The 21,817-nt window shown below is 72.9% G+C and carries 20 protein-coding genes and 1 tRNA gene; 12 read left to right on the top strand and 9 right to left on the bottom strand.

From position 1 onward, the window contains the following. Nucleotides 1–10 precede the first annotated feature (10 nt). Nucleotides 11–1,126, top strand: coding sequence for a mannose-6-phosphate isomerase, class I (gene manA / locus NUH29_RS07830; RefSeq protein WP_258798503.1), 1,116 nt, complete (start codon nt 11–13; stop codon nt 1,124–1,126). Nucleotides 1,127–1,131: 5 nt separating this feature from the next. Here manA and NUH29_RS07825 read toward each other — a convergent pair whose 3' ends face one another. Then, complete coding sequence (locus tag NUH29_RS07825) at nt 1,132–1,860, bottom strand: class I SAM-dependent methyltransferase (RefSeq protein WP_258798502.1); 729 nt, start codon at nt 1,858–1,860, stop codon at nt 1,132–1,134. 67 nt (nt 1,861–1,927) lie between these two features. Further along, nucleotides 1,928–2,881 carry a GlxA family transcriptional regulator gene (locus tag NUH29_RS07820; protein WP_258798501.1) on the bottom strand — a complete coding sequence of 318 codons (954 nt, stop codon included), beginning with the start codon at nt 2,879–2,881 and terminating at the stop codon, nt 1,928–1,930. Between the two features lie 229 nt (nt 2,882–3,110). Here NUH29_RS07820 and galE point away from each other — a divergent pair, with 229 nt between their 5' ends. The 4 genes from galE to NUH29_RS07800 all read left to right on the top strand — a co-directional run bounded on the left by galE (nt 3,111) and on the right by NUH29_RS07800 (nt 9,074). After that, nucleotides 3,111–4,079 (top strand): UDP-glucose 4-epimerase GalE, encoded by a 969-nt coding sequence (galE, locus tag NUH29_RS07815; protein WP_258798500.1) that lies wholly within the window; start codon nt 3,111–3,113, stop codon nt 4,077–4,079. A 139-nt stretch (nt 4,080–4,218) separates the two neighbouring features. Beyond that, a complete protein-coding gene (locus NUH29_RS07810) occupies nt 4,219–4,548 on the top strand; it encodes a WhiB family transcriptional regulator (RefSeq protein ID WP_258798499.1) in 330 nt (109 codons plus the stop codon). 112 nt (nt 4,549–4,660) lie between these two features. Beyond that, nucleotides 4,661–7,492 carry a glycosyltransferase family 2 protein gene (locus NUH29_RS07805; protein ID WP_258798498.1) on the top strand — a complete coding sequence of 944 codons (2,832 nt, stop codon included), beginning with the start codon at nt 4,661–4,663 and terminating at the stop codon, nt 7,490–7,492. After that, a complete protein-coding gene (locus tag NUH29_RS07800) occupies nt 7,485–9,074 on the top strand; it encodes a DUF5719 family protein (protein WP_258798497.1) in 1,590 nt (529 codons plus the stop codon). The genes NUH29_RS07805 and NUH29_RS07800 overlap by 8 nt, the downstream gene beginning before the upstream one ends. 12 nt (nt 9,075–9,086) lie before the next feature. Here NUH29_RS07800 and NUH29_RS07795 read toward each other — a convergent pair whose 3' ends face one another. Next, the gene (locus NUH29_RS07795; RefSeq protein ID WP_258798496.1) at nt 9,087–9,521 is read right to left on the bottom strand and encodes a metallopeptidase family protein; all 435 of its coding nucleotides are present in this window, start codon (nt 9,519–9,521) and stop codon (nt 9,087–9,089) included. 42 nt (nt 9,522–9,563) lie between these two features. On the opposite strand from NUH29_RS07795, the gene NUH29_RS07790 reads away from it, so the two are divergent. From NUH29_RS07790 to ahcY, 3 genes are read left to right on the top strand one after another with little or no spacing between them, the layout of a single operon-like run. After that, a complete protein-coding gene (locus NUH29_RS07790) occupies nt 9,564–9,779 on the top strand; it encodes a DUF3499 family protein (protein ID WP_258798495.1) in 216 nt (71 codons plus the stop codon). A gap of 3 nt (nt 9,780–9,782) precedes the next feature. Further along, entirely contained in the window at nt 9,783–11,195 is a 1,413-nt protein-coding gene (locus tag NUH29_RS07785; protein ID WP_258798494.1) for a phosphomannomutase/phosphoglucomutase, read from the top strand. Between the two features lie 37 nt (nt 11,196–11,232). Then, a complete protein-coding gene (ahcY, locus tag NUH29_RS07780) occupies nt 11,233–12,714 on the top strand; it encodes an adenosylhomocysteinase (RefSeq protein ID WP_258798493.1) in 1,482 nt (493 codons plus the stop codon). A gap of 10 nt (nt 12,715–12,724) precedes the next feature. Here the strand turns inward: ahcY and NUH29_RS07775 are convergent, their stop codons facing one another. After that, the gene (locus NUH29_RS07775; RefSeq protein ID WP_258798491.1) at nt 12,725–13,558 is read right to left on the bottom strand and encodes an RDD family protein; all 834 of its coding nucleotides are present in this window, start codon (nt 13,556–13,558) and stop codon (nt 12,725–12,727) included. A 17-nt stretch (nt 13,559–13,575) separates the two neighbouring features. Between NUH29_RS07775 and NUH29_RS07770 the strand changes: the two genes are divergently transcribed. Next, entirely contained in the window at nt 13,576–14,571 is a 996-nt protein-coding gene (locus NUH29_RS07770; protein ID WP_258798489.1) for a stage II sporulation protein M, read from the top strand. Nucleotides 14,572–14,653: 82 nt separating this feature from the next. Then, the gene (locus NUH29_RS07765; RefSeq protein ID WP_258798488.1) at nt 14,654–15,292 is read left to right on the top strand and encodes a hypothetical protein; all 639 of its coding nucleotides are present in this window, start codon (nt 14,654–14,656) and stop codon (nt 15,290–15,292) included. A gap of 61 nt (nt 15,293–15,353) precedes the next feature. On the opposite strand, the gene NUH29_RS07760 is transcribed toward NUH29_RS07765, so the two are convergent. From NUH29_RS07760 to NUH29_RS07745, 4 genes are all read right to left on the bottom strand, one after another. Further along, the gene (locus tag NUH29_RS07760) at nt 15,354–16,037 is read right to left on the bottom strand and encodes a response regulator transcription factor (RefSeq protein ID WP_258798487.1); all 684 of its coding nucleotides are present in this window, start codon (nt 16,035–16,037) and stop codon (nt 15,354–15,356) included. Further along, nucleotides 16,015–17,475 carry a sensor histidine kinase gene (locus NUH29_RS07755; RefSeq protein ID WP_258798486.1) on the bottom strand — a complete coding sequence of 487 codons (1,461 nt, stop codon included), beginning with the start codon at nt 17,473–17,475 and terminating at the stop codon, nt 16,015–16,017. The genes NUH29_RS07760 and NUH29_RS07755 overlap by 23 nt, the downstream gene beginning before the upstream one ends. 138 nt (nt 17,476–17,613) lie before the next feature. Beyond that, nucleotides 17,614–18,318, bottom strand: a complete 705-nt coding sequence (locus tag NUH29_RS07750) for an aquaporin (protein ID WP_258798485.1) — start codon at nt 18,316–18,318, stop codon at nt 17,614–17,616. A gap of 47 nt (nt 18,319–18,365) precedes the next feature. Then, nucleotides 18,366–18,860: a MarR family winged helix-turn-helix transcriptional regulator gene (locus tag NUH29_RS07745; protein ID WP_258798484.1), complete on the bottom strand. Its 495-nt coding sequence runs from the start codon at nt 18,858–18,860 to the stop codon at nt 18,366–18,368. 99 nt (nt 18,861–18,959) lie between these two features. Here NUH29_RS07745 and NUH29_RS07740 point away from each other — a divergent pair, with 99 nt between their 5' ends. Further along, on the top strand, nt 18,960–19,910 hold the full coding sequence (locus NUH29_RS07740) for a nucleoside hydrolase (RefSeq protein WP_258798483.1): 951 nt from the start codon (nt 18,960–18,962) through the stop codon (nt 19,908–19,910). Nucleotides 19,911–19,941: 31 nt separating this feature from the next. After that, nucleotides 19,942–20,013: transfer RNA gene (locus tag NUH29_RS07735), tRNA-Gln, on the top strand. Nucleotides 20,014–20,300: 287 nt separating this feature from the next. On the opposite strand, the gene NUH29_RS07730 is transcribed toward NUH29_RS07735, so the two are convergent. Continuing rightward, nucleotides 20,301–21,800 (bottom strand): peptide MFS transporter, encoded by a 1,500-nt coding sequence (locus NUH29_RS07730; RefSeq protein WP_258798482.1) that lies wholly within the window; start codon nt 21,798–21,800, stop codon nt 20,301–20,303. Nucleotides 21,801–21,817: the final 17 nt, after the last annotated feature.

Here is a 21,817-nt window from a genome sequence, read left to right as displayed (position 1 = left end):
AGGAGTGCCCGTGTTCGTCGAGATCGCCAACACCCCGCGCGACTACGCGTGGGGGTCCCGCACCGCCATCGCCGAGCTGCTCGGCACCGAGCCGAGCGGCGGTCCCGAGGCGGAGCTGTGGCTCGGTGCGCACCCGGGGTCGCCCGCCCGCGTCGTGGGCGAGCACCGCACCCTCCTGGAGGTCGTCGAGGGCCGTCTGCCCTTCCTGCTCAAGGTGCTCGCGGCGGCCGCCCCGCTCTCCTTGCAGGCGCATCCGACCCCCCAGCAGGCGCAGGCCGGCTTCGCCCGCGAGGACGCCGCGGGGGTGCCGCTCGACGCGCCCGAGCGCAACTACCGCGACGCGTTCCACAAGCCCGAGATCATCTACGCCCTCTCCGACCCGTTCCGAGCCCTCTCCGGATTCCGTCCGGTCGCCGACACCCGCGAGGTGCTGGCGCCGGTGGCCGCGGATCCGCGGATCGCGCCGCTGCTCGACAGGCTCGTCGACGATGCGGCGCTCGAGCCGGTCTTCGCCTGGCTGATCGGCCGCGGTGACGGCGTCGAGGATCTCGTCGAGGCGGTGGTCGAGGCGGCTGCGACCGTCGACGGCCCCAGCTGGCAGACGGTCCGGCTGCTCGCCGACCACTACCCGGGCGACCCGGGCATCGTCATCTCACTGCTGCTGCACACGGTCGAGCTGCGCCCGGGCGAGGCGCTGTTCCTGCCCGCGGGCAACATCCACGCCTACCTCGACGGCCTCGGCATCGAGCTCATGGCGGCGTCGGACAACGTGCTGCGCGGGGGGCTGACCCCCAAGCACGTCGACGTGCCCGAGCTGCTGCACGTGCTCGACTTCCGTCCCCGGCCCGTGCCGTACCTGGTGCCGCACGAGCCCGAGCCCGGGGTGCGCATCTTCCGCCCCGGGGTGCCCGACTTCCGGCTCACGGTGATCGACCGGGAGGCGACGGCGCGGGGGGTCGAGCTGCGGCTACCCGGAGCGGCGATCGCCCTGTGCACAGCCGGATCGGTCGCCCTCGAGGGCGGTCCGACGCTCGAGCGGGGGCATGCCGTCTACATCGACGACGAGACGTGGCTCGGGGTGCGGGGCGACGGCGTGGTGTTCGTCGCCTCCGGCGACGACGACTGACCGGCTCAGGCCGACGGGCGCAGGATCGCCACGACGTTCCCCGACGACAGCACCACGCGCAGGTCGGGGAAGTGGATGGCCCGGCGGACGGCGCCCGCGGCGATCGCGATCGGTGCCGCGGTGAGGCGGTGGATGCCGTGGATCGGCGAGGTGCGGAACCCCCGGCGGCGGGTGCCGCGGAACTCCACGACCTCGAGGCCGGCCTGCTGCGCGTAGAAGTCGAGCTTGAGCGTGCCGATCGCGTTCACGTGGGTGGGGTCGCCGTTCTGGAACGGGTTGCCGAGCGACGAGTCGGCGTTGGGGAAGCGCAGGATGATCGCGCCCTCGGGCCGCAGGCGACGCGCGAGCGAGCGCAGGAACTCGATGCTGGCCGTCGGATCGATGTGCTCGAAGACGTCGAACGCCGCCACCAGGTCGAAGGCGTGCTCGGGCAGCGTGTCGACCTCGTCGTCCGCCACCGCGGGATAGCCCGTGGCGATCGCCGCCTCCCGCAGCTCGGGGAGGAGCTCCACCCCGGTCACCGCCCATCCGCGCTGTCGGCAGTAGCCGAGGAAGGTGCCGTTTCCGTAGCCGATCTCGACGACGTCCTGGATGCGGGTGCGCTTCTCGATGCTGCGGAGCTCCCGCGTGAACAGATCGTGGTCCCCGGCGTCGGCGACGCCGAACCCGGCGTCGAGCCCCCACCTCTTCCAGTCGGTGTAGGGGCGCTCCTCGTCGTCGCGCGCGCCGCTCATCGTGTGCTCCGGTCCATCGCGGCGAGTCTACGGGGGCGGTCGCGTGGTCGGACCCGCGCCGTCACGCTCAGCCGGCCTCGCGGGCGCCGAATGCGCGTCGGTACGCGGTCGGGGTGGTCTGCAGCACCTTGAGGAAGTGGTGGCGCATCACGGCGGCGGTGCCGAATCCGGTGCGCTGGGCGATCTGCTCGAGCCCGTCGTCGCTCTGCTCGAGCAGCTGTTGCGCCTGCAGGATGCGCTGACGGTTGAGCCAGGCGGCCGGGGTCGTGCCGGTCTCGGCGCGGAACCGCCGCGCGAAGGTGCGGCTCGACATCAGCGCGCGGCGGGCGAGCTGGTCGACCGTGAGGTCCTGGTCGAGATGCTCGAGCATCCACTCGATGACCAGCGCGAAGGTGTCGGTCTTGCACTCGGGCACCGGGGTGGGGATGTACTGCGACTGCCCGCCGTCGCGCTGCGGGGGCACCACCATCCGGCGCGCGATGACGTTGGTGGCGGCGGCGCCGTACTCTTCGCGCACGATGTGCAGGGCGGCGTCGATGCCCGCCGCGGTGCCGGCGCCGGTGACGACCTTGCCGTCCTGCACGAAGAGCACGTCGGGGTCGACCTCGGTGCCCGGGTACTCGCGCGCGAGCCGGTCGGTGTGCATCCAGTGGGTGGTCGCGCGGCGTCCCTCGAGCACGCCCGCCTCGGCGAGCACGAACGCGCCCGAGCAGACGCTCAGCACCCACGCTCCCCGGGCCTCGGCGGCGCGGATCACCTCGAGGTAGCGCTCGTCGACGTGGCCGATGGTGTGAGCCGGGACGGCGACGAGGTCGGCGTCGGCGGCGACGGTGAGGTCGTTCTCGATCGTCATCGTGAAGCCCAGGCTCGTCGGGATGGGGCCGGGATCGGCGGTCGCGATCGCGAAGTCGAAGCTCGGGCCGCCCATCTCGCTGCGGTCGATCCCGAAGACCTCGCAGACCACGCCGAACTCGAACGGCGCGGTGCCCGGCAGGGCCAGGCAGACCACCTTCTTCAACATGGATGCTCCTTGGCGGTTTTTCGATGGATGGTGTCCATCATGCCACTCGTGGCGGAAAACCAGAACTCATAGATTTACTGCCATGATCGCATTCGTCCTCCTCGTGGGCCTCGCCGCCTCCGCGGCGATCGGCTCGCTCGTCGTCACCGCGCGTGACGGATACCGCCGCGTGCCCACGCGTCGCGCCTGAGCGCGCCGCCGCGTCGATCCGGCCCGCTAGCCTGGCAGCATGACGTGGCTCGTGACCGGCGGCGCCGGCTACATCGGCGCGCACGTGGTGCGCGCCCTCACCGAGGCCGGGATCGAGGCCGTCGTGATCGACGACCTGTCGAGCGGTCACCGCGAGTTCGTGACGGGCGGCGTGCGGTTCCTCGAGGGCACGATCCTCGACGGGGAGCTCGTGCTCGAGACCCTGCAGCGGCACCACGTCGAGGGTGTCATCCACGTCGCCGGCTTCAAGTACGCGGGCGTGTCGGTCGAGCGCCCGCTGCACACCTACAGCCAGAACGTCGAGGGCACCCGCGTGCTGCTCGCCGCCATGCAGCAGGCGGGTGTCGGGCGCATCGTGTTCTCCTCGTCGGCGGCCGTCTACGGCAACACGGATCGCGACCTCGTCACCGAGGACACCCCCAAGAACCCGACCTCGCCCTACGGCGAGTCGAAGCTCATCGGCGAGTGGCTGCTGCGCGACCAGGGCGTCGCCGCCGGGCTCGCCCACACCTCGCTGCGCTACTTCAACGTCGTCGGATCGGGGTACCCCGACGTGTACGACACCAGCCCGCACAACCTGTTCCCGCTCGTCTTCGACTCGCTCGTCGCGGGACGCACCCCCCGCATCAACGGCGACGACTACCCGACACCCGACGGCACCAACGTGCGGGACTACCTGCACGTGTCCGATCTCGCCCTCGCCCACGTCGCGGCGGCGCAGGCGCTCGTCGAGGGGCGCCCGCTGGAACCGGCCTACAACCTGGGCAGCGGGGAGGGGGCGTCCGTGCGGCAGATCATGGAGGCGATGGCGCGGGTGACCGGCGTCGACTTCACCCCGGAGATCGCCGCGCGTCGCCCCGGCGACCCGGCGCGCATCGTCGCGTCGGGCGAGCTGGCCGCGCGCGATCTGGGGTGGCGGATGCGCCACAGCCTCGACGAGATGGTCGCGAGCGCGTGGTCCGCGCGCACGGCGGCAGCCGAGTCCTGACTGAGACCTCGGTGCTCGGCGCGTCGCGACACGCCCGGGCCGCCCGCGGGTACTATCCCGCGACTTGACGCGGACGAATGACACGAGTGTAATTAGCTCCAATGCAGCGACCGGCCGGGGTCGCCGAGGGGAGGATGCGATGACGAGGAACGACTATCGTCCGTCGGTCCCCGAGGACTGGTTCGTCGATCCGGTCCGACTCGGGATGCCCGGGCTGCGGCCCGCCACCGTCGAGGACGACGACAGCCAGCTCTCCTGGCAGACCGACGCCCTCTGCGCGCAGACCGACCCCGAGGCGTTCTTCCCCGAGAAGGGCGGCTCCACCCGCGACGCCAAGCGCATCTGCACCGGATGCTCCGTGCGGGCCCAGTGCCTCGAGTACGCCCTCGACAACGACGAGCGCTTCGGCATCTGGGGCGGGCTCTCCGAGCGCGAGCGCCGCAAGCTGCGCCGCGGTCGCACCGCCTGAGCCCTCGCCCGCTGATCGAGGAGCGCCGTGGGCGCCCCTCCCGCTGATCGAGTAGCGCCGGAGGCGCGTGTCGAGATCACCCGCCCGGGCGCCCGCACCTAGCGTGGGAGGGATGCCCAGAGTCACCGCGATCCTCGTCGTCCAGGACGGCGACCGGTGGCTCGACCGTACCCTCGCCGCCCTCGCCAGCCAGACCCGGCGACCCGAGGGGCTCGTCGTCGTCGCGGAGCCCACGACCTCCTTCGAGCCGGAGGTGCTCGAAGCCGCGGGCGTGACGCAGGTGGTGACCGCGACCGGAGGCACCTTCGGCGTGGGGATCGCGCGGGCGCTGCGCGCGGCGCCCCCGCAGGAGTCGGCCGACGAGTGGCTCTGGCTGCTCCGCGCCGACTCGGCTCCGGAGCCCGACGCCCTGCAGGCCCTGCTCGCGGCCGTCGAGGTGGCGCCCTCCGTCGCCGTCGCCGGACCCAAGCTCGTCGACCCCGACGACCACGCCCGCCTGCGCTCCTACGGCGAGACGATGTCGCGCGGCGGCGCGACCGTGCTGCTCGTCGACGACGAGCTCGATCAGGCCCAGTACGACACGGTCACCGACGTGCTGGCCGTCGCCGTCGACGGCGCCATCGTGCGACGCGTCGTCTGGCACGCGGTCGACGGCCTCGACGCCGGGCTGCCCTCCGCCGACGCGGGGCTCGACCTCGGCGTGCGGGTGCGACTCGCGGGCCACCGCGTCGTGCGCGTCCCGGCCGCCCGCGTCGAGCGCGGCCGACGCCCCGAGGACGTCGCGCGCCGCCGTCCGGCATCCGTGCGCCTGCGCCGTCGCATCGCGCGCACGGCGCAGCTGCATCGCCGATTCGTCTACGCGCCGGGCGTGCTGCTGCCCGTGCACTGGGTCAGCCTGCTGCCGCTCGCGATCCTGCGCATCCTCGGGCAGCTGCTCGCGAAGCGCCCCGGCGCCGTACCCGGTGAGGTCTCGGCGGCGTTCCGGGGCGCCTTCGACCCGACGGTGCCGGGCGCGCGCGCCCGCCTGCGCCGCGCACGGACGGTCGGATGGCGTGCGGTCGCCCCGCTCCGCATGGACGGCCCCGCGCTGCGCGAGCACCGCGCCCACGAGCGCGATCAGGCCGACGAACGCGCCGGGCGCGAGCCCGACCTGGTGCGGGCCTCCTTCCTCGGCGGCGGGATCTGGGTCGTCGCGGTCGCCATCGCGGTCGGGGTGCTGACGTTCTGGCGCCTGCTCGGCGCCACGACCCTCGAGGGCGGCGGACTGATCCCGCTGACCTCCGACCCGACCGCGCTGTGGTCGCGCCTCGGGTGGGGGTGGCGCGAGATCGGCGTCGGATTCCTCGGCGCCGCCGATCCCGCCTCGCTGCTGTGGGCGCTGCTCGGCTCGGCGACCTGGTGGGACCCCTCCTACGCGATCGTGCTGCTGTGGCTCGTCGCGCTGCCGTTCGCGGCGCTCGGCGCCTGGTGGGCGGCCACCCGGCTGAGCGAGCGAAGCTGGCCGCCCGTCGCCGCCGCGATCCTCTGGGCTGCGGCGCCGGCCTTCCTCGGCGCGCTCGGCGAGGGGCGGGTGGGCGCCGTGCTCGTCCACCTGCTGCTGCCGTGGTTCGCGCTCGCGCTCATCGAGGGCGCACGCTCCTGGAGTGCCGCCGCGGTCGCGGCGCTGCTGTTCGCGGGCATCGCCGCCGGCTCGCCGGTGCTCGCCCCGGTGCTGCTGCTGGCCGTCGTGGCCTGGGCGTTCGCCCGTCCGCGGGGGTTCGCCCGGATCATCGGGGTGCCGATCCCCGCGATCGTGCTCTTCGCGCCGCTCGTCGCCGACGCGTTCCGCCGGGGCTCCCCGCTCGCGGTGCTCGCCGACCCGGGGGTCGTGCAGCCCTACGAGCCGACCAGCGGGTGGGGCCTGCTGATCGGACGCCCGGATGCCGATGTCGCCGGCTGGGAGGGCATCCTGAACGCCCTCGGGCTGTCGGGCGCCGCGTGGGGCACCCTGCTGCCGGCGGTGCTGCTCGCGCCCGTCGCCGCCCTCGCCCTGCTCGCGCTGTTCCTGCCGGGTGCCCGTCGCTCGATCCCCGCGCTCGGGCTCGCGGCCGGCGGGCTCGCCACTGCCTGGGTGGCCGGGCACCTGCAGGTCACGACGCTCGGGCTCGCCACCACCGGCCCGTGGCCGGGTGCCGCCCTGAGCCTCTACTGGCTGGGTCTCGTCGGGGCGGCGGTGGTCGCCCTCGAGTCGGTCGCCCGGGTCGCGGTGCCGCTCGGTTCGATCGCCGTGGCGGCCGCCCTGGTGGCCGTCGTCCCGCTGCTCGGCGCGCCGATCCTCGGGACCTCGCCCGTGCATCCGGGTGACGGGCGCATCCTGCCCGCGCTCGCCGCGGCGGCGGCGCAGAACGAGCCGGGGGTCGGCACCCTCGTGCTCACGCCGCAGCCCGACGGCTCGCTCGGGGCGGTGCTGCAGCGCGGCGAGGGGGCGACGCTCGACGACCAGTCGGCCCTCTCCGCGGGGCGCACCGCCATCTCGGACGACGAGCAGGCGCTCGCCGAACTGGCGGGCAACCTCGCCTCCCGCGGCGGATACGACCCGGTACCCGAGCTGCAGGACTTCCAGATCGGGTTCGTGCTCGTGACGCCGCTCGGCGACGATCCGGAGCCGGCCGCGGCCGCCGTGCGCGCACGGGCGCTCGAGTCGCTCGACGCCTCCTCGGCCCTCGCCGCGGAGAGCGACAGCGGCTACGGCACCCTGTGGGCGTACACCGAGCTCGCGCGCACGCCCGAGGCCCAGGCGTCCCGCGGCGGCTACGGTCTCGGCGTGCTCGCCCTGCAGGGCGCGGTGCTGCTCGCGGCCCTGCTGCTCGCCATCCCCACGCGGCGGCGCAGGCGCGTCGTGCAGACGCGCTCCTCGCTCGACGAGCCCGCCGCCACGACCTTCGACGAGGACTCCGATGGCTGACGACGAGCGCCCCGAGCCGACCCCCGTTCCGGACGAGCCGGAGGAGCGGACGGAGGCCGATCAGGAACCCACGCCCGTCCGGCAGCCGCGCGACGGGCGCGGCATCGGGCGCACCGTGACGGTGGTCTCGTTGCGGGTGGTGCGCGGACTCGTCGGAACCGCCGCCGCCGTGGTCGTCGTGCTCGCCGTGGGTCTCGTACCGCTGCCGAGCATCGGCGTCGAGCCCCTCGGCACGACGGTCGACCCCGAGCCCGCCGATCTGCTGTCGGTGTGCGCGGGTGCCGCGCTCCGTCTCGGCGACGACACCGGCGCGAACGCCTCGCAGCCGTACGCCATCGGGGTGCCCACGATCACCGACACGGCATCCGGGACGGTCGAGCAGACTCCGCTCTCGCTGAGCGACGCGGGCAGCGGCGGAACGGACCAGGCGCCGACGGCGCTGCGCGTCGCGGCGGCCGCGGATGCCGTGCTCGCCGGCGCCCAAGCGGAGAGCCTCGACGGCAAGGGCGACCTGCGGGGGCTCGCGGCCTCCGGCTGCGCCGAGGCGACCAGCTCGGCCTGGCTCGTCGGCGGATCGACGACCGTCGGCCGCACCACGCTGCTGCTGCTCGCGAACCCCACCGAGGTCGCCGCCGAGGTGAGCGTCGAGATGTGGGGCGAGAGCGGACGGGTCACCGCCCCCGGAATGTCGGGGATCACCGTCCCCGCGGGCGGCCAGCGGGTGCTCCCTCTCTCGGGCTTCGCTCCGGACCTCACCTCGCCCGTCGTGCACGTCGAGGCGCGCGGCGGTCAGGTGGTCGCCGCCCTGCAGACATCCGTCATCCGGGTGCTGGACCCGGGCGGCATCGACCTCGTCTCGGCGGGCGCGGCCCCGGCGCGCGATGTCGTGATCCCCGCCGTGCGGATCTTCGACGAGCACGGGGTGGCGAGCTCGCTCGGGCTCGAGGATCACGAGGACCTGCAGGCCGTCGTGCGCGTCGGCAACCCGGGGGAGACCACGGCGAGCGTCGAGGTGAGCGTCACCCCGACCGTCGAGGGCGGATCGGCGACCTCGTTCCAGCTCGAGGTGGGCGCCGGCCAGGTGCTCGAGACCCCGCTCGCCGCCGCCCTGGAGCTCGGCGCCGACCCGTTCCAGGACGGCAGCTACACGGTCGCCCTCAGCTCGGACGAGCCGGTGGTGGCGGGCGTGCGCACCTCGACGATCCCCGACCCCACGACCGACGCCGACGGGGCCGTGCAGCCCGGACCCGCGGATCTCGCCTGGGCGGCGTCGGCCACGACGCTGCGCGGATCGGTCGCCGTCGCGATCGCCGACGGGCCCGACCCGGTGCTGGTCGTCGCGGCCGTCGACGGGGTCGCGCGCACCCTCACCCTCACCCCGATGGACGGGGGAGCGGATGTCGTCGTCGAGGTGCCGGCCGTGGGTTCGACCGCGGTGGCCGTGGACGCCGGCACCGGGTACCTGATGGCGGATGCCGACGGCCTGGCCGTCGCGGTCGGCTTCGCCGGTCGCGGAGAGCTCGCCTCCTACCCCGTGACGGCGCCGCGGCAGGCGGACAGCCCGATCGTGATCCGCCCCTAGTGGGGAACCCGCTCAGAAGTGGCGGTAGCGCTCCGGCGCGATGTCCCAGGGGTCCTTGCCGAGCAGCTCCGCCACCGCGCGGAACACGCAGCTCTCGATGTAGGAACGGCGGTGCCAGTCGTCGTCGCGGTGCAGCTGCACGAGCCGCTCGATCGGGACGCGGTACAGGGTGACGCGCCTGCGCCGGGGATCCGTGCTCCAACGATCCACGCCATCCGGGCCGGCGGCGCCGGGCGGGAACGCCGCGATGTCGAAGCGCACCCCGACCAGCTCCTCCGGCCAGAGGGTGCGCAGGTACTCGACGGCCGAGGCGACGCAGACGTCGAAGAAGTCGAGCCGGGTGCGCAGCGGGGGCAGGTGCGGTCCCGTCACCGCGGAGCGCATCCCGCGTCCGTGGCGATCCCGGTAGCCGGTCCTCGTCGAGGCGCGACGCGCGGATCGGGGCATGTCGCCAGTCTACGGTCCCGCCCCGGGCGTAGGCTCGGCTCGATGAGCGCGCGATCGTGCAGCAAGGTGGCATGCGGCCGCGACGCCGTCGCGACCCTCACCTACGACTACGCCGACGCCATGGCCGTGCTCGGCCCGCTCGCGATCCGCCGGGAACCGCACAGCTACGACCTGTGCGAGCGGCACGCGGAGCGCCTGTCGGCGCCGCAGGGGTGGCAGATCGTGCGGCACGTGACCGTGGGTGAACTACAGTCGTAGTCCGTGACGACACCTGATCTCTCCGCCTTCGTCAAGGCCTATGACGTCCGCGGGCTCGTCGGGAGCCAGCTCACCCCCGAGGTCGTCGAGGCGCTGGCCGCCGGCTTCGTGGACGAGCTCGACGCGGCGGGTTCGACCGTCGTGGTGGGTCACGACATGCGCGACTCCAGTCCCGAGTTCGCCGCCGCGTTCGCCCGCGGCGCCTCGGCGCGCGGCGCCGACGTCGTGAGCATCGGACTGTGCTCGACCGACGAGACCTACTTCGCGTCCGGATGGCTCGACGCCCCCGCGGCGATGTTCACCGCGAGCCACAACCCGGCCCGCTACAACGGTATCAAGTTCAGCCGCGCCGGCGCGCAGGGCATCTCGCTCTCGACGGGCCTCGCGGCGATCCGCGACCGCGCCCAGGCCTACCTCGCCGAGGGCGCGGTGCCGCGCGCCGACGCGGTCGGCACGGTCGCCGTGCGCGACGTGCTCGCCGACTACGCCGCGCACCTGCGGTCCCTCGTCGACCTGTCGGGCATCCGCCGGCTGCGCATCGTGGTGGATGCCGGCAACGGCATGGGCGGCATGACGGTCCCCGCCGTGCTCGGCACCGCCGCCGGGCTGGCCGAGCTGCCGCTCGAGATCATCCCGCTCTACTTCGAGCTCGACGGCACGTTCCCCAACCACGAGGCCAACCCGCTCGAGCCCGAGAACCTGCGCGACCTGCAGCGGGCCGTCGTCGAGCACGGCGCCGACCTCGGCCTCGCCTTCGACGGCGACGCCGACCGCTGCTTCGTGGTGGACGAGAAGGGCGACCCGGTCAGCCCGAGCGCGGTCGCCGCCATCGTCGCGCAGCGCGAGGTGGCACGCGTCCGCGCGGCCGGGGAGACCGGCGAGGTGCGGGTGATCCACAACCTCATCACCTCGCGGTTCGTGCCCGAGGCGATCGAGGCGGCCGGCGCCATCCCGGTGCGCACCAACGTCGGACACTCGCTCATCAAGGACCGGATGCGCGAGACGAACGCGGTGTTCGGTGGCGAGCACTCGGCGCACTACTACTTCCGCGACTTCTGGGGCGCCGACAACGGCATGCTCGCGGCGATGCACCTGCTCGCCGAGTTCGGCGGTCAGGCGGAGCCGCTGTCGGCGTTCGCCGCGGCGTTCGACCCCTACTCCCTCTCGGGCGAGATCAACTCGACGGTGCAGGACGTGCCGGCCGCCTACACCCGGATCGTCGACGCCTTCGCCGGCCGCGGCGAGTTCGACGAGCTCGACGGGCTGACGGTGACCGGGGCTCCCGACCTCGGCTTCTGGTGGTTCAACGTGCGGCCCTCGAACACGGAGCCGCTGCTGCGCCTCAACGTGGAGGCGGCGACGCCCGAGCAGATGGAGCTCATCCGCGACGAGGTGCTGGCGCTCATCAGGTCCTAGGCGTCACACACCGCTCGGCCCTGCGAGAATGGGGTGCATGAGCACCGTCACGCCCGCCACCGCCGTCCCGTTCCAGGTCGCCGAGCTGTCGCTCGCCGAGGCGGGTCGCCACCAGATCCGACTCGCCGAGAACGAGATGCCGGGCCTCATGGCCCTCCGCGAGGAGTACGGGGCGTCGAAGCCGCTCACCGGGGCCCGGATCGCGGGCTCGCTGCACATGACCGTGCAGACGGCGGTGCTCATCGAGACGCTCGTCGCGCTCGGCGCCCAGGTGCGCTGGGCCAGCTGCAACATCTTCTCTACCCAGGACGAGGCCGCAGCCGCCGTCGCCGTCGGGCCGACCGGCACCGTGGAGCAGCCCGCCGGTGTGCCGGTCTTCGCCTGGAAGGGCGAGACGCTCGAGCAGTACTGGTGGGCCACCTCGCAGATCTTCGACTGGTCGGCCGAGGCGGCCGCCGCGGGCGCCGAATGGACCGGCCCCAACCTGATCCTCGACGACGGGGGCGACGCGACGCTGCTCGTGCACACCGGTCGCGAGTACGAGCTCGCCGGCGCGGTGCCCGCGACGCCCGCCGGTGCGAGCCACGAGTGGAGCATCGTGCTCGACACGCTGCGCGCCTCGCTCGCCGCGGACCCGCAGCGCTGGACGCGCATCGCCGCCGACATCCAGGGCGTCACCGAGGAGACCACGACCGGCGTGCACCGCCTGTACGAGCTGCACCGCGAGGGTCGCCTGCTGTTCCCGGCGATCAACGTGAACGACTCGGTCACGAAGTCGAAGTTCGACAACAAGTACGGCATCCGCCACTCGCTGCCCGACGGCCTCAACCGCGCCACCGACATGCTCATGGGCGGCAAGGTCGCCTTCGTCTGCGGCTACGGGGATGTCGGCAAGGGGTCCGCCGAGGCGCTGCGCGGTCAGGGCGCCCGGGTGATCGTCTCCGAGATCGACCCCATCAACGCCCTGCAGGCGGCCATGGACGGCTACCAGGTGGCGCGGCTCGACTCGGTGATCGACCAGGTCGACTTCGTGATCACGACCACCGGCAACAAGGACGTCGTGACGCTCGACCACATCCTGGGCCTCAAGCACCAGGCCGTCGTGGCGAACGTCGGCCACTTCGACAACGAGATCGACATGGCCGGCCTCGAGTCGCTGCCCGGCGCCGAGCGCGTCGAGATCAAGCCGCAGGTGCACGAGTGGCGGCTGCCGAACGGACGCAGCGTGCTGGTGCTCTCCGAGGGACGGCTCATGAACCTCGGCAACGCGACCGGGCACCCCAGCTTCGTCATGAGCAACTCCTTCACGAACCAGGTGCTCGCGCAGCTCGAGCTGTGGGTCAACCGCGCCGCCTACGAGGACCGCGTGTACGTGCTGCCGAAGATCCTCGACGAGAAGGTCGCGCGACTGCACCTGGCGGCGCTCGGCGTGGAGCTCACCGAGCTCACGCCCGAGCAGGCGTCGTACATCGGCGTGCCGGTGGAGGGGCCGTACAAGGTCGACCACTACCGCTACTGAGGCGGGCGCGTCAGCGCGGCGCGAGCACCGGTGCGAGCCGGGCGAGGCGCTCCGCCTCGAGCGCCAGCGCGCGCGCCTCGCGGTCGCGCCGGGCGACCGTGACGCCCGCGAGGAACAGCTCGGGCTCCACCGCCGGCAGCGGTGAGACGTACTGCGACACCTCGTAGGCGAGCTGCTGGGCGAGGTAGCCGCGTCGGGTCGGATCGAGCTCGCGGGCCGAGGCGAGGAAGTTCGCGACGCGGCGGGCGAGCGGATCCGGCATCCGGGCCACGTCGGCGACGTGCGCCCACGCGGTGAGCTCGAGCGGCATGCCGAAGATCGGTGTGGCCACCCGCGGTGCCCGCTCGTACTGCGCGTAGGTGCCCGCCAGGTGGTCGCCGAGGCGCTTGGACCGCGGCGACAGGATGCCGACCAGCGCCGCGAGCCCGCCGAGCGTCAGCAGGAAGTCGACCACGCCCGCGAGCGCCCGGATGGCCGCGTGCCGCAGCCCCGCGGCCCCGCCGTCGTCGCGCACGATGCGCGCCCCGACGGCGAGGCGCCCGAGCGACTTGCCGCGGGTGAGGGTCTCGACCAGGCACGGCGCGATCACGAAGGCGATCACGAGGCTCCCGATGGTGAACACGCCGGCCCACGCCGACTCGAGTCCGGCCCATCCGGCCGGCACGAAGAACGCGAAGATCAGCACCACGAACAGCACGAGCGACGCGGCGAAGTCGATGACGGCCCCGCCCGCGCGGAGCGCGAATCCGGCGGGCCGCAGGTCGAGGGCGACGGCCTCGCCCGTGAGGAGCGCGTCGTCGTCGGCGAGGGTGTCGACCCAGTCCGCGTCGGGATCCGCCGCCATGCGTATCATTCAAGCAGATGGACCTCGACGCCTACGCGGCCGCCCACGGTGCGGAGTGGGAACGTCTCGCCCAGTTGGCGCGGGTCCGGCGCCCGAGCGGCGCCCAGGCCGATGAGCTCATCGAGCGCTACCAGACCGGGGCGGCGCAGCTCGCGACCATCCGCACCACCGTCGGCGGCTCCGCGCAGGGCGAGCACCTCTCGCTCGCGCTCTGGCGCGCGCGCCTGCTGTTCACCGGGGTGCGGCGCAATCCGCTGCGCTCGCTCACCGTGTTCGCGGCGGTCCGGCTGCCGGCGGCCCTGTACCGGGTGCGCTGGCTCACCCTCGCCGTCGCCGCCGTGACCGCCGTCGTCGCGGCCGCCTACTTCGTGTGGCTGTCGACGGATCCTCGCGCGTTCGCGGCGCTCGGGCTGCCCTCGGACCTGCAGCGCTACGCCGAGAAGGACTTCGTGGGCTACTACTCCGAGTACTCCGAGGCGGGCTTCGCGGCGCAGGTGTGGACCAACAACGCCTGGATCGCCGCGCAGTGCGTCGTCTTCGGCGTCCTCGGCATCTGGGTGCCCTACGTGGTCTTCCAGAACGCCCAGAACCTCGGCGTCTCCGCGGCGGTGATGAACCACTACGACCGCCTCGACCAGTACTTCCTCTACATCAGCCCGCACGGCCAGCTCGAGCTGTACGCGATCTTCCTCGCGGCGGCGGCGGGGCTCATGATCTTCTGGGCGTGGATCGCCCCCGGCGCCCGGACCCGGGCCGAGGCGCTCGCGCAGGACGGCCGCGCGTTCTTCACCCTCGTGGTCGGCCTCACCGTCGCCCTGCTCATCTCGGGCGTGATCGAGGGTTTCGTGACGCGCCAGGATTGGCCGTGGCCCGTGAAGATCGGCATCGGCACCCTCGCTCTCGCGGCGGTGCTGGTGTACCAGTGGGTCGTCGGCCGCCGCGCGGTGCGGGCGGGGGAGACGGGCGACCTCGAGGAGTTCGAGACGGGGGCGCGCCGCATCGTCTCCGTCTGAGATGACAGAGCTCTCATGAAACCCGTTCGTCCCTCTCATGGCCGCCCGCGAGGCTGAAGGGGATGAAAGGGAGGCTTCCATCATGAAGCGCACGGGAATCTTCGCACTCGCCGCGGGCTGCGCCATCGGCGTCACGGCCCTCGTCGGAGGTGTCGGGTACGCATCCGCACTCGACGTCGCCGAGCAGGCGGGTCAGACCCTCGACGTGAGCGGTGTCAGCACCGTCGACCCGAGCTCGAAGCAGCTCGCCGAGTCGACCACGCTCGACGACTCCACGACCGAGCCGACCGCCGAGCCCACCGACGACCCGACGCCCGACGACTCCGCGACCGACGACGCGACCTCCGACGAAGGCACGGCCGATCAGGGATCGGGTGACGCGGTCGACGAGGTCGACCCCTCCGACCCGGTCGTGATCAAGGACGACGGCGACAAGAACTGCCGCTCCGACAATGCGGGCGAGCGCGTCAAGCGCGTTGCGGACCGTGAGGCATGGCTGGCCGCGCAGAAGGCCGCCGAGGAGGCCGCTGCCGGCGACGACTCCGACCCCGACTCGTCGGGTAAGGACTGGTCCGACAAGGACGACGACGGCTGGGATCACGACGGCTGGAACCACGACGGCGACCGCGGCGGCGACTGGGGCAGCCGGGACGGCGACCGCTCCGGCAGCTGGGGTGGCGGACACCACGGCGGTGGCGGCTGGGGTGGCGGCCACCACTGACGTCGCTCGATGAGCCGGATGCCGCGGGGTGCAGGGCCCCGCGGCATCCGTCTGTCCGCGGTCAGTCCGGCGCGCCGGTGAAGCGGTAGCCCATTCCGCGCACCGTCTTGAGGTGGTCGGCGCCGATCTTGCGGCGCAGATAGCGCACGTAGACGTCGACCACGTTCGACCCCGGATCGAAGTCGAGCCCCCACACCCGGCTCAGCAGCTGTTCGCGGCTCAGCACCTGCTCCGGGTTGCGCATGAACTCCTCGGCGAGCGCGTACTCGCGCGCCGACAGGTCGAAGGTGCCTGCCTCGGAGGTGATGCGGCGCGTGCGCAGGTCGAGACTGACGCGCCCGCAGTCGAGCGTCTGCGCCGCCGCGGGCTGCGCCTGCTGCTGTCGCGCATCCTGCAGGCGCACCCGCACCCGCGCGAGCAGCTCGTCGAAGCGGAACGGCTTCGCGATGTAGTCGTTCGCGCCGCCCTCGAACCCGGCGACGGTGTCGGCCGCCGAGTCGCGCGCCGTGAGGATCACGACCGGCAGAGGGTTGGCGCCCTCGCGGAGGCGGCGCAGCACCTCGAAGCCGTCGATGCCCGGCAGGCCGATGTCGAGCAGCAGCAGATCGAACTCGCCGCTGCGGGCGAGGGCGAGCGCGTCGACGCCGTCGGCGACGGTCTCCACGCCGTAGCCGGCCGACTTCAGGCCCTTCTCGATGAACGACGAGATGCGCGCCTCGTCCTCAGCCACCAGGATGCGCGGCATCCGGAACCTCCTCGGGGGTGTCGACGGGGATCGTGATCGCCACGCGGGCGCCCGACCCGGGGTTGCGGGCGTAGGCGCGGCCCCCGTGCGCGGCGGCGATCGCGGCGACGATCGAGAGGCCCAGGCCCGAGCCCTCGACCCCGCGTCCGACCTCGACGCGGGCGAAGCGGTCGAAGATCCAGTCGAGCTGCTCCTGGGGGATGCCGGGGCCGTGGTCGCGCACCCAGAGCTCCAGCTGCTCGGCGCCGCCCTCGTGCTCGACGACGCTGCCGATCTCGATGACGGTGCCCGCGGGTGCGTACTTGGCGGCGTTCTCGGCGAGCTGCAGCCACGCCTGCGTGATGCGGTCGGGGTCGAGCGAGGCGACGAGGTGCGCCATGCCGGCGCTGCGCCACTCGTGGTCGGCGCTCAGGGCGCGCGCCTTCGCGAGCACCTGCTCGGTCAGCTCGGCCACGTCGACGAGCTGCGGCCGCAGGAAGTCGGGGCGGCTGGTCTTGGCGAGCAGGGCGATGTCGTCGACGAGCCCGTTCATGCGGTCGAGCTCGTCGATCGCGAGCTCGCGCGTCGCGTCGACCTCGCCGGCGTCGGCGACGTCGAGCAGCTCGAGATGCCCCCGCACGATCGTGATCGGGGTGCGCAGCTCGTGGCTCACGTCGTCGAGCAGCCGCCGCTGCGAGTCGAACGAGCGCTGCAGGCGGTCGAGCATCGCGTTGAAGGCGTGCGACAGCTCCGAGACGTCGTCGGTGCCCGTCACCGGGATGCGCGTCGTCAGGTCGTCCTCGCCGATGCCGGTGGCGGTGTCCTGCAGCAGGCGCAGCGGCCGCAGGATGCGGCCCGAGACGAACCAGCCGACCAGCCCGACGATCACGAGCGCGATCGCGGCGACGTAGGCGTAGGTGCGGAACGCCTCCGTGATCTCGTCGAGAGCGGCGTCGAGGTCGTAGGCCGAGACGTAGAGCCCCTCGGCGGGGTCGCCCTCGATGGTCACCGGGATGATGGCGTAGCGCAGCGTGCCGAAGCTCGTGGCCGCGGTGCCGCGCACCACCTTCTCGGCATCCGCCTCCTCGAGGATGCGCGCCACGAAGTCCGGGTCGTCGTCGATCGCGAAGCTGATACCGCTCGAGGGGCGCAGCCGCGGCACGCCGTCGATGATGCCGAGCGTCGACTCGTTGTGGTCGGGCAGCACGCGGGTCATCGCCTCGTTGAGGAAGCCGAGCACCGAGGTGGGGGCCTGGCGGCCGTCGCACCCGTCGGCGATGCACTGCAGGCCCTCGACGGATGCCGTGAGCCGGTCGTCGATCTGGGTCAGCACCCGTTCGCGCTGGATGAGGTAGGCGGTCACGCCCGCGGCGGTCATGCCGATCGCGGCGACGAGCAGCATCGAGGCGAGGATGCGCACGCGCGCCGAGCGCGCGATGCTGCGCCAACGAGTCGCCATGCCCCGATCATCCCAGGCGGCGCCCGGCGGCCCCGGGCGCGCCGGATGAGCAAGCTCTCATCATCCGATCTGCGCCTAGACATGTCTCGGGTCCGGTGGACACCCGCACGCGGGTGTCCACCGGACCCGAGCGCTGTCTTACTTGCCGCCGAAGAGCGGGCGGTAGACGGCGCCCGCGATCAGGCCGCCGACGAGCGGGGCGACGAGGAACACCCAGAGCTGCGCGAGGGCGTCCGGCCCGCCGAGCACCGCCGTCGCGATGGAACGAGCGGGGTTCAGCGAGGCGTTGCTGACCGGGATCATCACGAGGTGGAACATCGTGAGCGACAGGCCGATCGCCAGCGGGGCGAAGCCCGAGGTGGTCGAACCGGCCGCCGTGACGCCGAGGATGATGAGCACGAACAGCATGGTCGCCACGATCTCGGCCACCAGCACCGCCCAGAGACCGAAGCCGAGGGGGGAGTGGGCGTCGAATCCGTTGGAGGCGCCGCCGAAGTCGAGGCTCTTGTCGCTCAGCACGCCGAAGAGTCCGAGGGTGAGCGTCGCGAGCAGACCGCCGACGATCTGCGCGATCCAGTAGGGGATCACGTCGACCCAGCGCGAACGACCGGCGGTCGCTGCGCCCAGGGTGACGGCGGGGTTGAAGTGCCCGCCCGAGATGGATCCGACCGCGTAGGCCGCGGTCAGCACCGCGAGGCCCACGGCGAGCGCCACAGGGAGTGCGCCGTTGTCGGGCGCGAAGAACAGCGCGGCGCCGATGACGCCGAACACCAGCATGTACGTGCCGAACGTCTCGGCGATGAGACGACGCAGAAGCGACGCGGGGAGGGGGGAGTCAGCCATGTCCAGATCCTTTCGTGGCGGTGGACATGCTCAGGGTATCCCCCGGCTCAGGCGTCGTAGTCGAGGCTGAGCTTGCGCAGCAGCGTGGCGAGCCGCTCCTGGTCGGATGCGGACAGCGCGCCGAGAAGCTGCGCTTCGCGCGCGACCAGGTCGCGCATGGCGCCGTCGACGGCGGCGCGGCCGGCATCCGTCATGGCCACGAGCACCCCGCGGCCGTCGTGCGGGTCGGTGCGGCGCTCGACGAGGCCGCGCTCGGCGAGCCGGTCGATGCGGTTGGTCATGGTGCCGCTCGAGACGAGGGTCTGCTGCAGCAGCGCCTTCGGGCTCGACTGGTAGGGCGCGCCCGCGCGGCGGAGTGCTGCGAGCACGTCGAACTCCCACGGCTCGAGGCCCGTGGTGGCGAAGGCGTCCCGGCGCGCGCGATCGAGGTGCTTCGCGAGCCGTCCGACGCGCGACAGCACCTGCAGCGGCGAGAAGTCGAGCTCCGGATGCGCGCGCTCCCAGGCGGCGACGATCCGGTCGACCTCGTCGTTATCGGGCATCCCCCCATTGTGGTCGACAGAGACATGTCTCGGGCTCGTTGGATACCCGCGCGCCGGTGTCCGACGGCGCGGAATGATGTCCACCGGCAGGATGGGGGCATGCCCACCCCGATCGTGCTCGACGTCGACACCGGCGTCGACGACGCCCTCGCCCTGCTGTTCGCCGCCGCGCACCCGGAGCTCGAGCTGCTCGGCGTGAGCTGCGTGGCCGGCAACGCCGGTCTCGAACGGGTGGTCGACAACACGCTGCGGGTGCTCGCGCTCGCGGGCGCGGATCACGTGCCCGTGGCGGCGGGGGCCGTCAGGCCCCTCATCGAACCGGCCCGGGATGCCGGACATGTGCACGGTGCCGACGGACTGGGCGGCCTCGTGCTGCCGCCCGCGACCCGGGCCGCCGAGCCCGACCGCGCGATCGAGCTGCTGCGGCGGGTGATCCTGGAGCACCCCGTGCCGGTGACCCTCGTGGCCCTCGCGCCGCAGACCAACCTCGCCCTGCTGCTGCGCACGCATCCGGAGGTGGCCGACAACCTCGCCCGCATCGTGTTCATGGGCGGGTCGGCGTCGGGCGGCAACGCGACCGCCGTCGCCGAGTTCAACGTGTGGCACGACCCGGAGGCGGCGTCCGTGGTGCTCGGGGCGGGGGTGCCGCTCGCCATGTACGGCCTCGACGTGTTCGAGCGGGTCTCGGTGGCGGAGCACGTCGCGGCGCGACTGGCGGCCTCCACGGATGCGCGCACCGCCGCGGTCGGCCGGCTGCTCGGCACCCGCATCCGCACGCCCGACGGCGAGCTGCCGCACCTCGGCTGGATCGGCGACGCCGGCGCGGTGTGCGGCATCGTCGCGCCCGAGCTGCTGCGCGTGGAGCGCCTGCCGGTGCGGGTCGAGCTCGGCGGGCACGCGCGCGGGCAGACCGTGGTCGACCGCCGCGCGCACCCCGGTGAGGACGCGTTCCACGGCACGGCGCCCGGTTGGGTGGAGGTCGACGTGGCGCTCGAGGTGGACGCCGAGCGGATGGTGGAGCTGTTCCTCGGCACGGTCGCGGTGCGCTGACCTGGCAGACTTGACGGGCGCTCCGGCGCGATCCGCTGTGGTGTAACGGCAGCACGTCGGCCTTTGGAGCCGTACAGTCCAGGTTCGAATCCTGGCGGCGGAGCCGGGAGCGTTCCGCCGGCACCCCGATGCGCGTCGGGCTCGTGGTGTGGTGCACCCTCTACCTGCCGACATCGGCCGCGTACTTCCTCGTCGCCCAGGTCGTGCTGAGATCCGTCCTCGCATCCGGGGGCAGCCACGCGCTCGGTTCGCCTGGGTTCCGGGGATCATGTACGCCGCGATCCAGGTCGCCGTCTCCCGCTGGGTGCCCGACCTGAGCGCGTTCTCGTTCCTCTGGGGCGACGGGCCCGTCGGGACCTTCTGACCCGTGGTGTCGAGTCCGGTGGCGCCTCACCGCACCCCGCGCATGAGCGCGAGCACCGGCCGCGAGGCGAGCCAGAGTGCGACGCCGAGCGCCACGGCGATGAGGCCGAGCACCAGGAAGTACGGCACCTCGTCGCTCGGGTCGTAGAAGCCGGCCAGCCACCCGGCGATCGAGGTGCCGAGCGACACCGACAGGAAGTACAGCGCCACCATCTGCGTGTGGAACGCGGCCGGGGCGAGCTTCGTGGTCACCGACAGGCCGGGCGGGGAGATGAAGAGCTCCGCCACCGTGAACACGAGCAGGATGCCGACGACCGCGAGCAGCGGCGTGGAGTTGGGGGCCCCGTTCGCCCACGGCAGGAACAGCAGGAACGCCCCGCCCATCACGATCGCCCCGAGCGCGAACTTGACCGGGGCCGACGGCTGCCTCCGGCCGAGCCGCGTCCAGATCGCCGCGAACACCCCCGACAGGATGATCACGAAGATCGGGTTGATCGAGTTCACCCACGACACCGGCATCTCCCATCCGAGGATGCTGCGGTTCAGCCGCTGGTCGGAGTAGATCGTGAGCACCGTGAACTGCTGCTGGTACAGCGACCAGAATCCGACGTTCACGACGAACAGGGGGATGAAGCCGATCACGCGCGAGCGGTCGTCGGCGCTGATGCGCTTCGACGAGATGATGAGCGCGAAGTAGGCGATCGCTGCCCCGAGCACGATCACGATCACCACGCCGGCGAGGTTGTCGGCCCGGATCACGCCCAGCAGCACCAGCGCGACGATCACCAGCAGGGCGGCCGCCGCGATCCCCGCCATCGGCGCGTAGCGGTTGCGGGGGAGCGGGTTGGCCACGACTCGGGACTCGGGCGGCAGCGCGCGACGGCCGAAGGAGTACTGGATGAGCCCGACCGCCATCCCGATCGCGGCCGCACCGAAGCCCCAGTGGAATCCGACGTCGCTCTGCAGGAAGCCGGTGACGAGCGGCCCGAGGAAGGCTCCGAGGTTGATGCCCAGGTAGAACAGCGAGAAGCCGGCGTCGCGCCGCGGGTCGCCGGGTGCGTAGAGCGTGCCGACGACCGCGGTCGCGTTGGCCTTCAGGCCGCCCGAACCCACCGCCACCAGCACGAGACCCACGCCGAGCCCCGACACGCCGGGCAGCAGGGCGAGGGCGACGTGCCCCGACATGATGACGATCGCACTGACGAACAGCACGCGCTCGGAGCCGAACAGGCGGTCGGCCAGCCAAGCGCCCACGATCGTGCACAGGTAGACGGTGCCGCCGTAGGCGCCGACGATGCCGGCCGCGACGGTCTGGTCGATCCCGAGCCCGCCGTCGGCGACCGAGTAGTACATGTAGATGAGCAGGATGCCCTGCATGCCGTAGAAGCTGAAGCGCTCCCACATCTCCACCCCGAAGATGTGCACGAGCTCCCACGGCTGCCCGAAGAAGCGCGTGTCGCGGCTCCCGTGCGGGCCGTCGTCCCGCTCGTCCGACGTGGAACCCCGCTTCGCGACGTCGTCGTCCATGCCGGTCACGCTAGTCC

Source organism: Protaetiibacter mangrovi (assembly GCF_024752305.1).
Taxonomy (GTDB): Bacteria; Actinomycetota; Actinomycetes; order Actinomycetales; family Microbacteriaceae; genus Homoserinibacter; species Homoserinibacter mangrovi.
This window is presented reverse-complemented; position numbering and strand designations above follow the sequence as displayed.

Bases quoted from the DNA above. Each gene is read 5' to 3' on its own strand.
- NUH29_RS07750 (WP_258798485.1), bottom strand. From the start codon at position 18,318: ATGGCTGACTCCCCCCTCCCCGCGTCGCTTCTGCGTCGTCTCATCGCC.
- NUH29_RS07765 (WP_258798488.1), top strand. From the start codon at position 14,654: ATGAAGCGCACGGGAATCTTCGCACTCGCCGCGGGCTGCGCCATCGGC.
- NUH29_RS07795 (WP_258798496.1), bottom strand. From the start codon at position 9,521: ATGCCCCGATCCGCGCGTCGCGCCTCGACGAGGACCGGCTACCGGGAT.
- NUH29_RS07770 (WP_258798489.1), top strand. From the start codon at position 13,576: ATGGACCTCGACGCCTACGCGGCCGCCCACGGTGCGGAGTGGGAACGT.
- NUH29_RS07810 (WP_258798499.1), top strand. From the start codon at position 4,219: ATGACGAGGAACGACTATCGTCCGTCGGTCCCCGAGGACTGGTTCGTC.
- NUH29_RS07730 (WP_258798482.1), bottom strand. From the start codon at position 21,800: ATGGACGACGACGTCGCGAAGCGGGGTTCCACGTCGGACGAGCGGGAC.
- NUH29_RS07805 (WP_258798498.1), top strand. From the start codon at position 4,661: ATGCCCAGAGTCACCGCGATCCTCGTCGTCCAGGACGGCGACCGGTGG.
- NUH29_RS07755 (WP_258798486.1), bottom strand. From the start codon at position 17,475: ATGGCGACTCGTTGGCGCAGCATCGCGCGCTCGGCGCGCGTGCGCATC.
- NUH29_RS07775 (WP_258798491.1), bottom strand. From the start codon at position 13,558: ATGGCGGCGGATCCCGACGCGGACTGGGTCGACACCCTCGCCGACGAC.
- NUH29_RS07825 (WP_258798502.1), bottom strand. From the start codon at position 1,860: ATGAGCGGCGCGCGCGACGACGAGGAGCGCCCCTACACCGACTGGAAG.
- NUH29_RS07745 (WP_258798484.1), bottom strand. From the start codon at position 18,860: ATGCCCGATAACGACGAGGTCGACCGGATCGTCGCCGCCTGGGAGCGC.
- NUH29_RS07740 (WP_258798483.1), top strand. From the start codon at position 18,960: ATGCCCACCCCGATCGTGCTCGACGTCGACACCGGCGTCGACGACGCC.
- NUH29_RS07760 (WP_258798487.1), bottom strand. From the start codon at position 16,037: ATGCCGCGCATCCTGGTGGCTGAGGACGAGGCGCGCATCTCGTCGTTC.
- NUH29_RS07790 (WP_258798495.1), top strand. From the start codon at position 9,564: ATGAGCGCGCGATCGTGCAGCAAGGTGGCATGCGGCCGCGACGCCGTC.
- ahcY (WP_258798493.1), top strand. From the start codon at position 11,233: ATGAGCACCGTCACGCCCGCCACCGCCGTCCCGTTCCAGGTCGCCGAG.
- NUH29_RS07820 (WP_258798501.1), bottom strand. From the start codon at position 2,881: ATGTTGAAGAAGGTGGTCTGCCTGGCCCTGCCGGGCACCGCGCCGTTC.
- NUH29_RS07800 (WP_258798497.1), top strand. From the start codon at position 7,485: ATGGCTGACGACGAGCGCCCCGAGCCGACCCCCGTTCCGGACGAGCCG.
- galE (WP_258798500.1), top strand. From the start codon at position 3,111: ATGACGTGGCTCGTGACCGGCGGCGCCGGCTACATCGGCGCGCACGTG.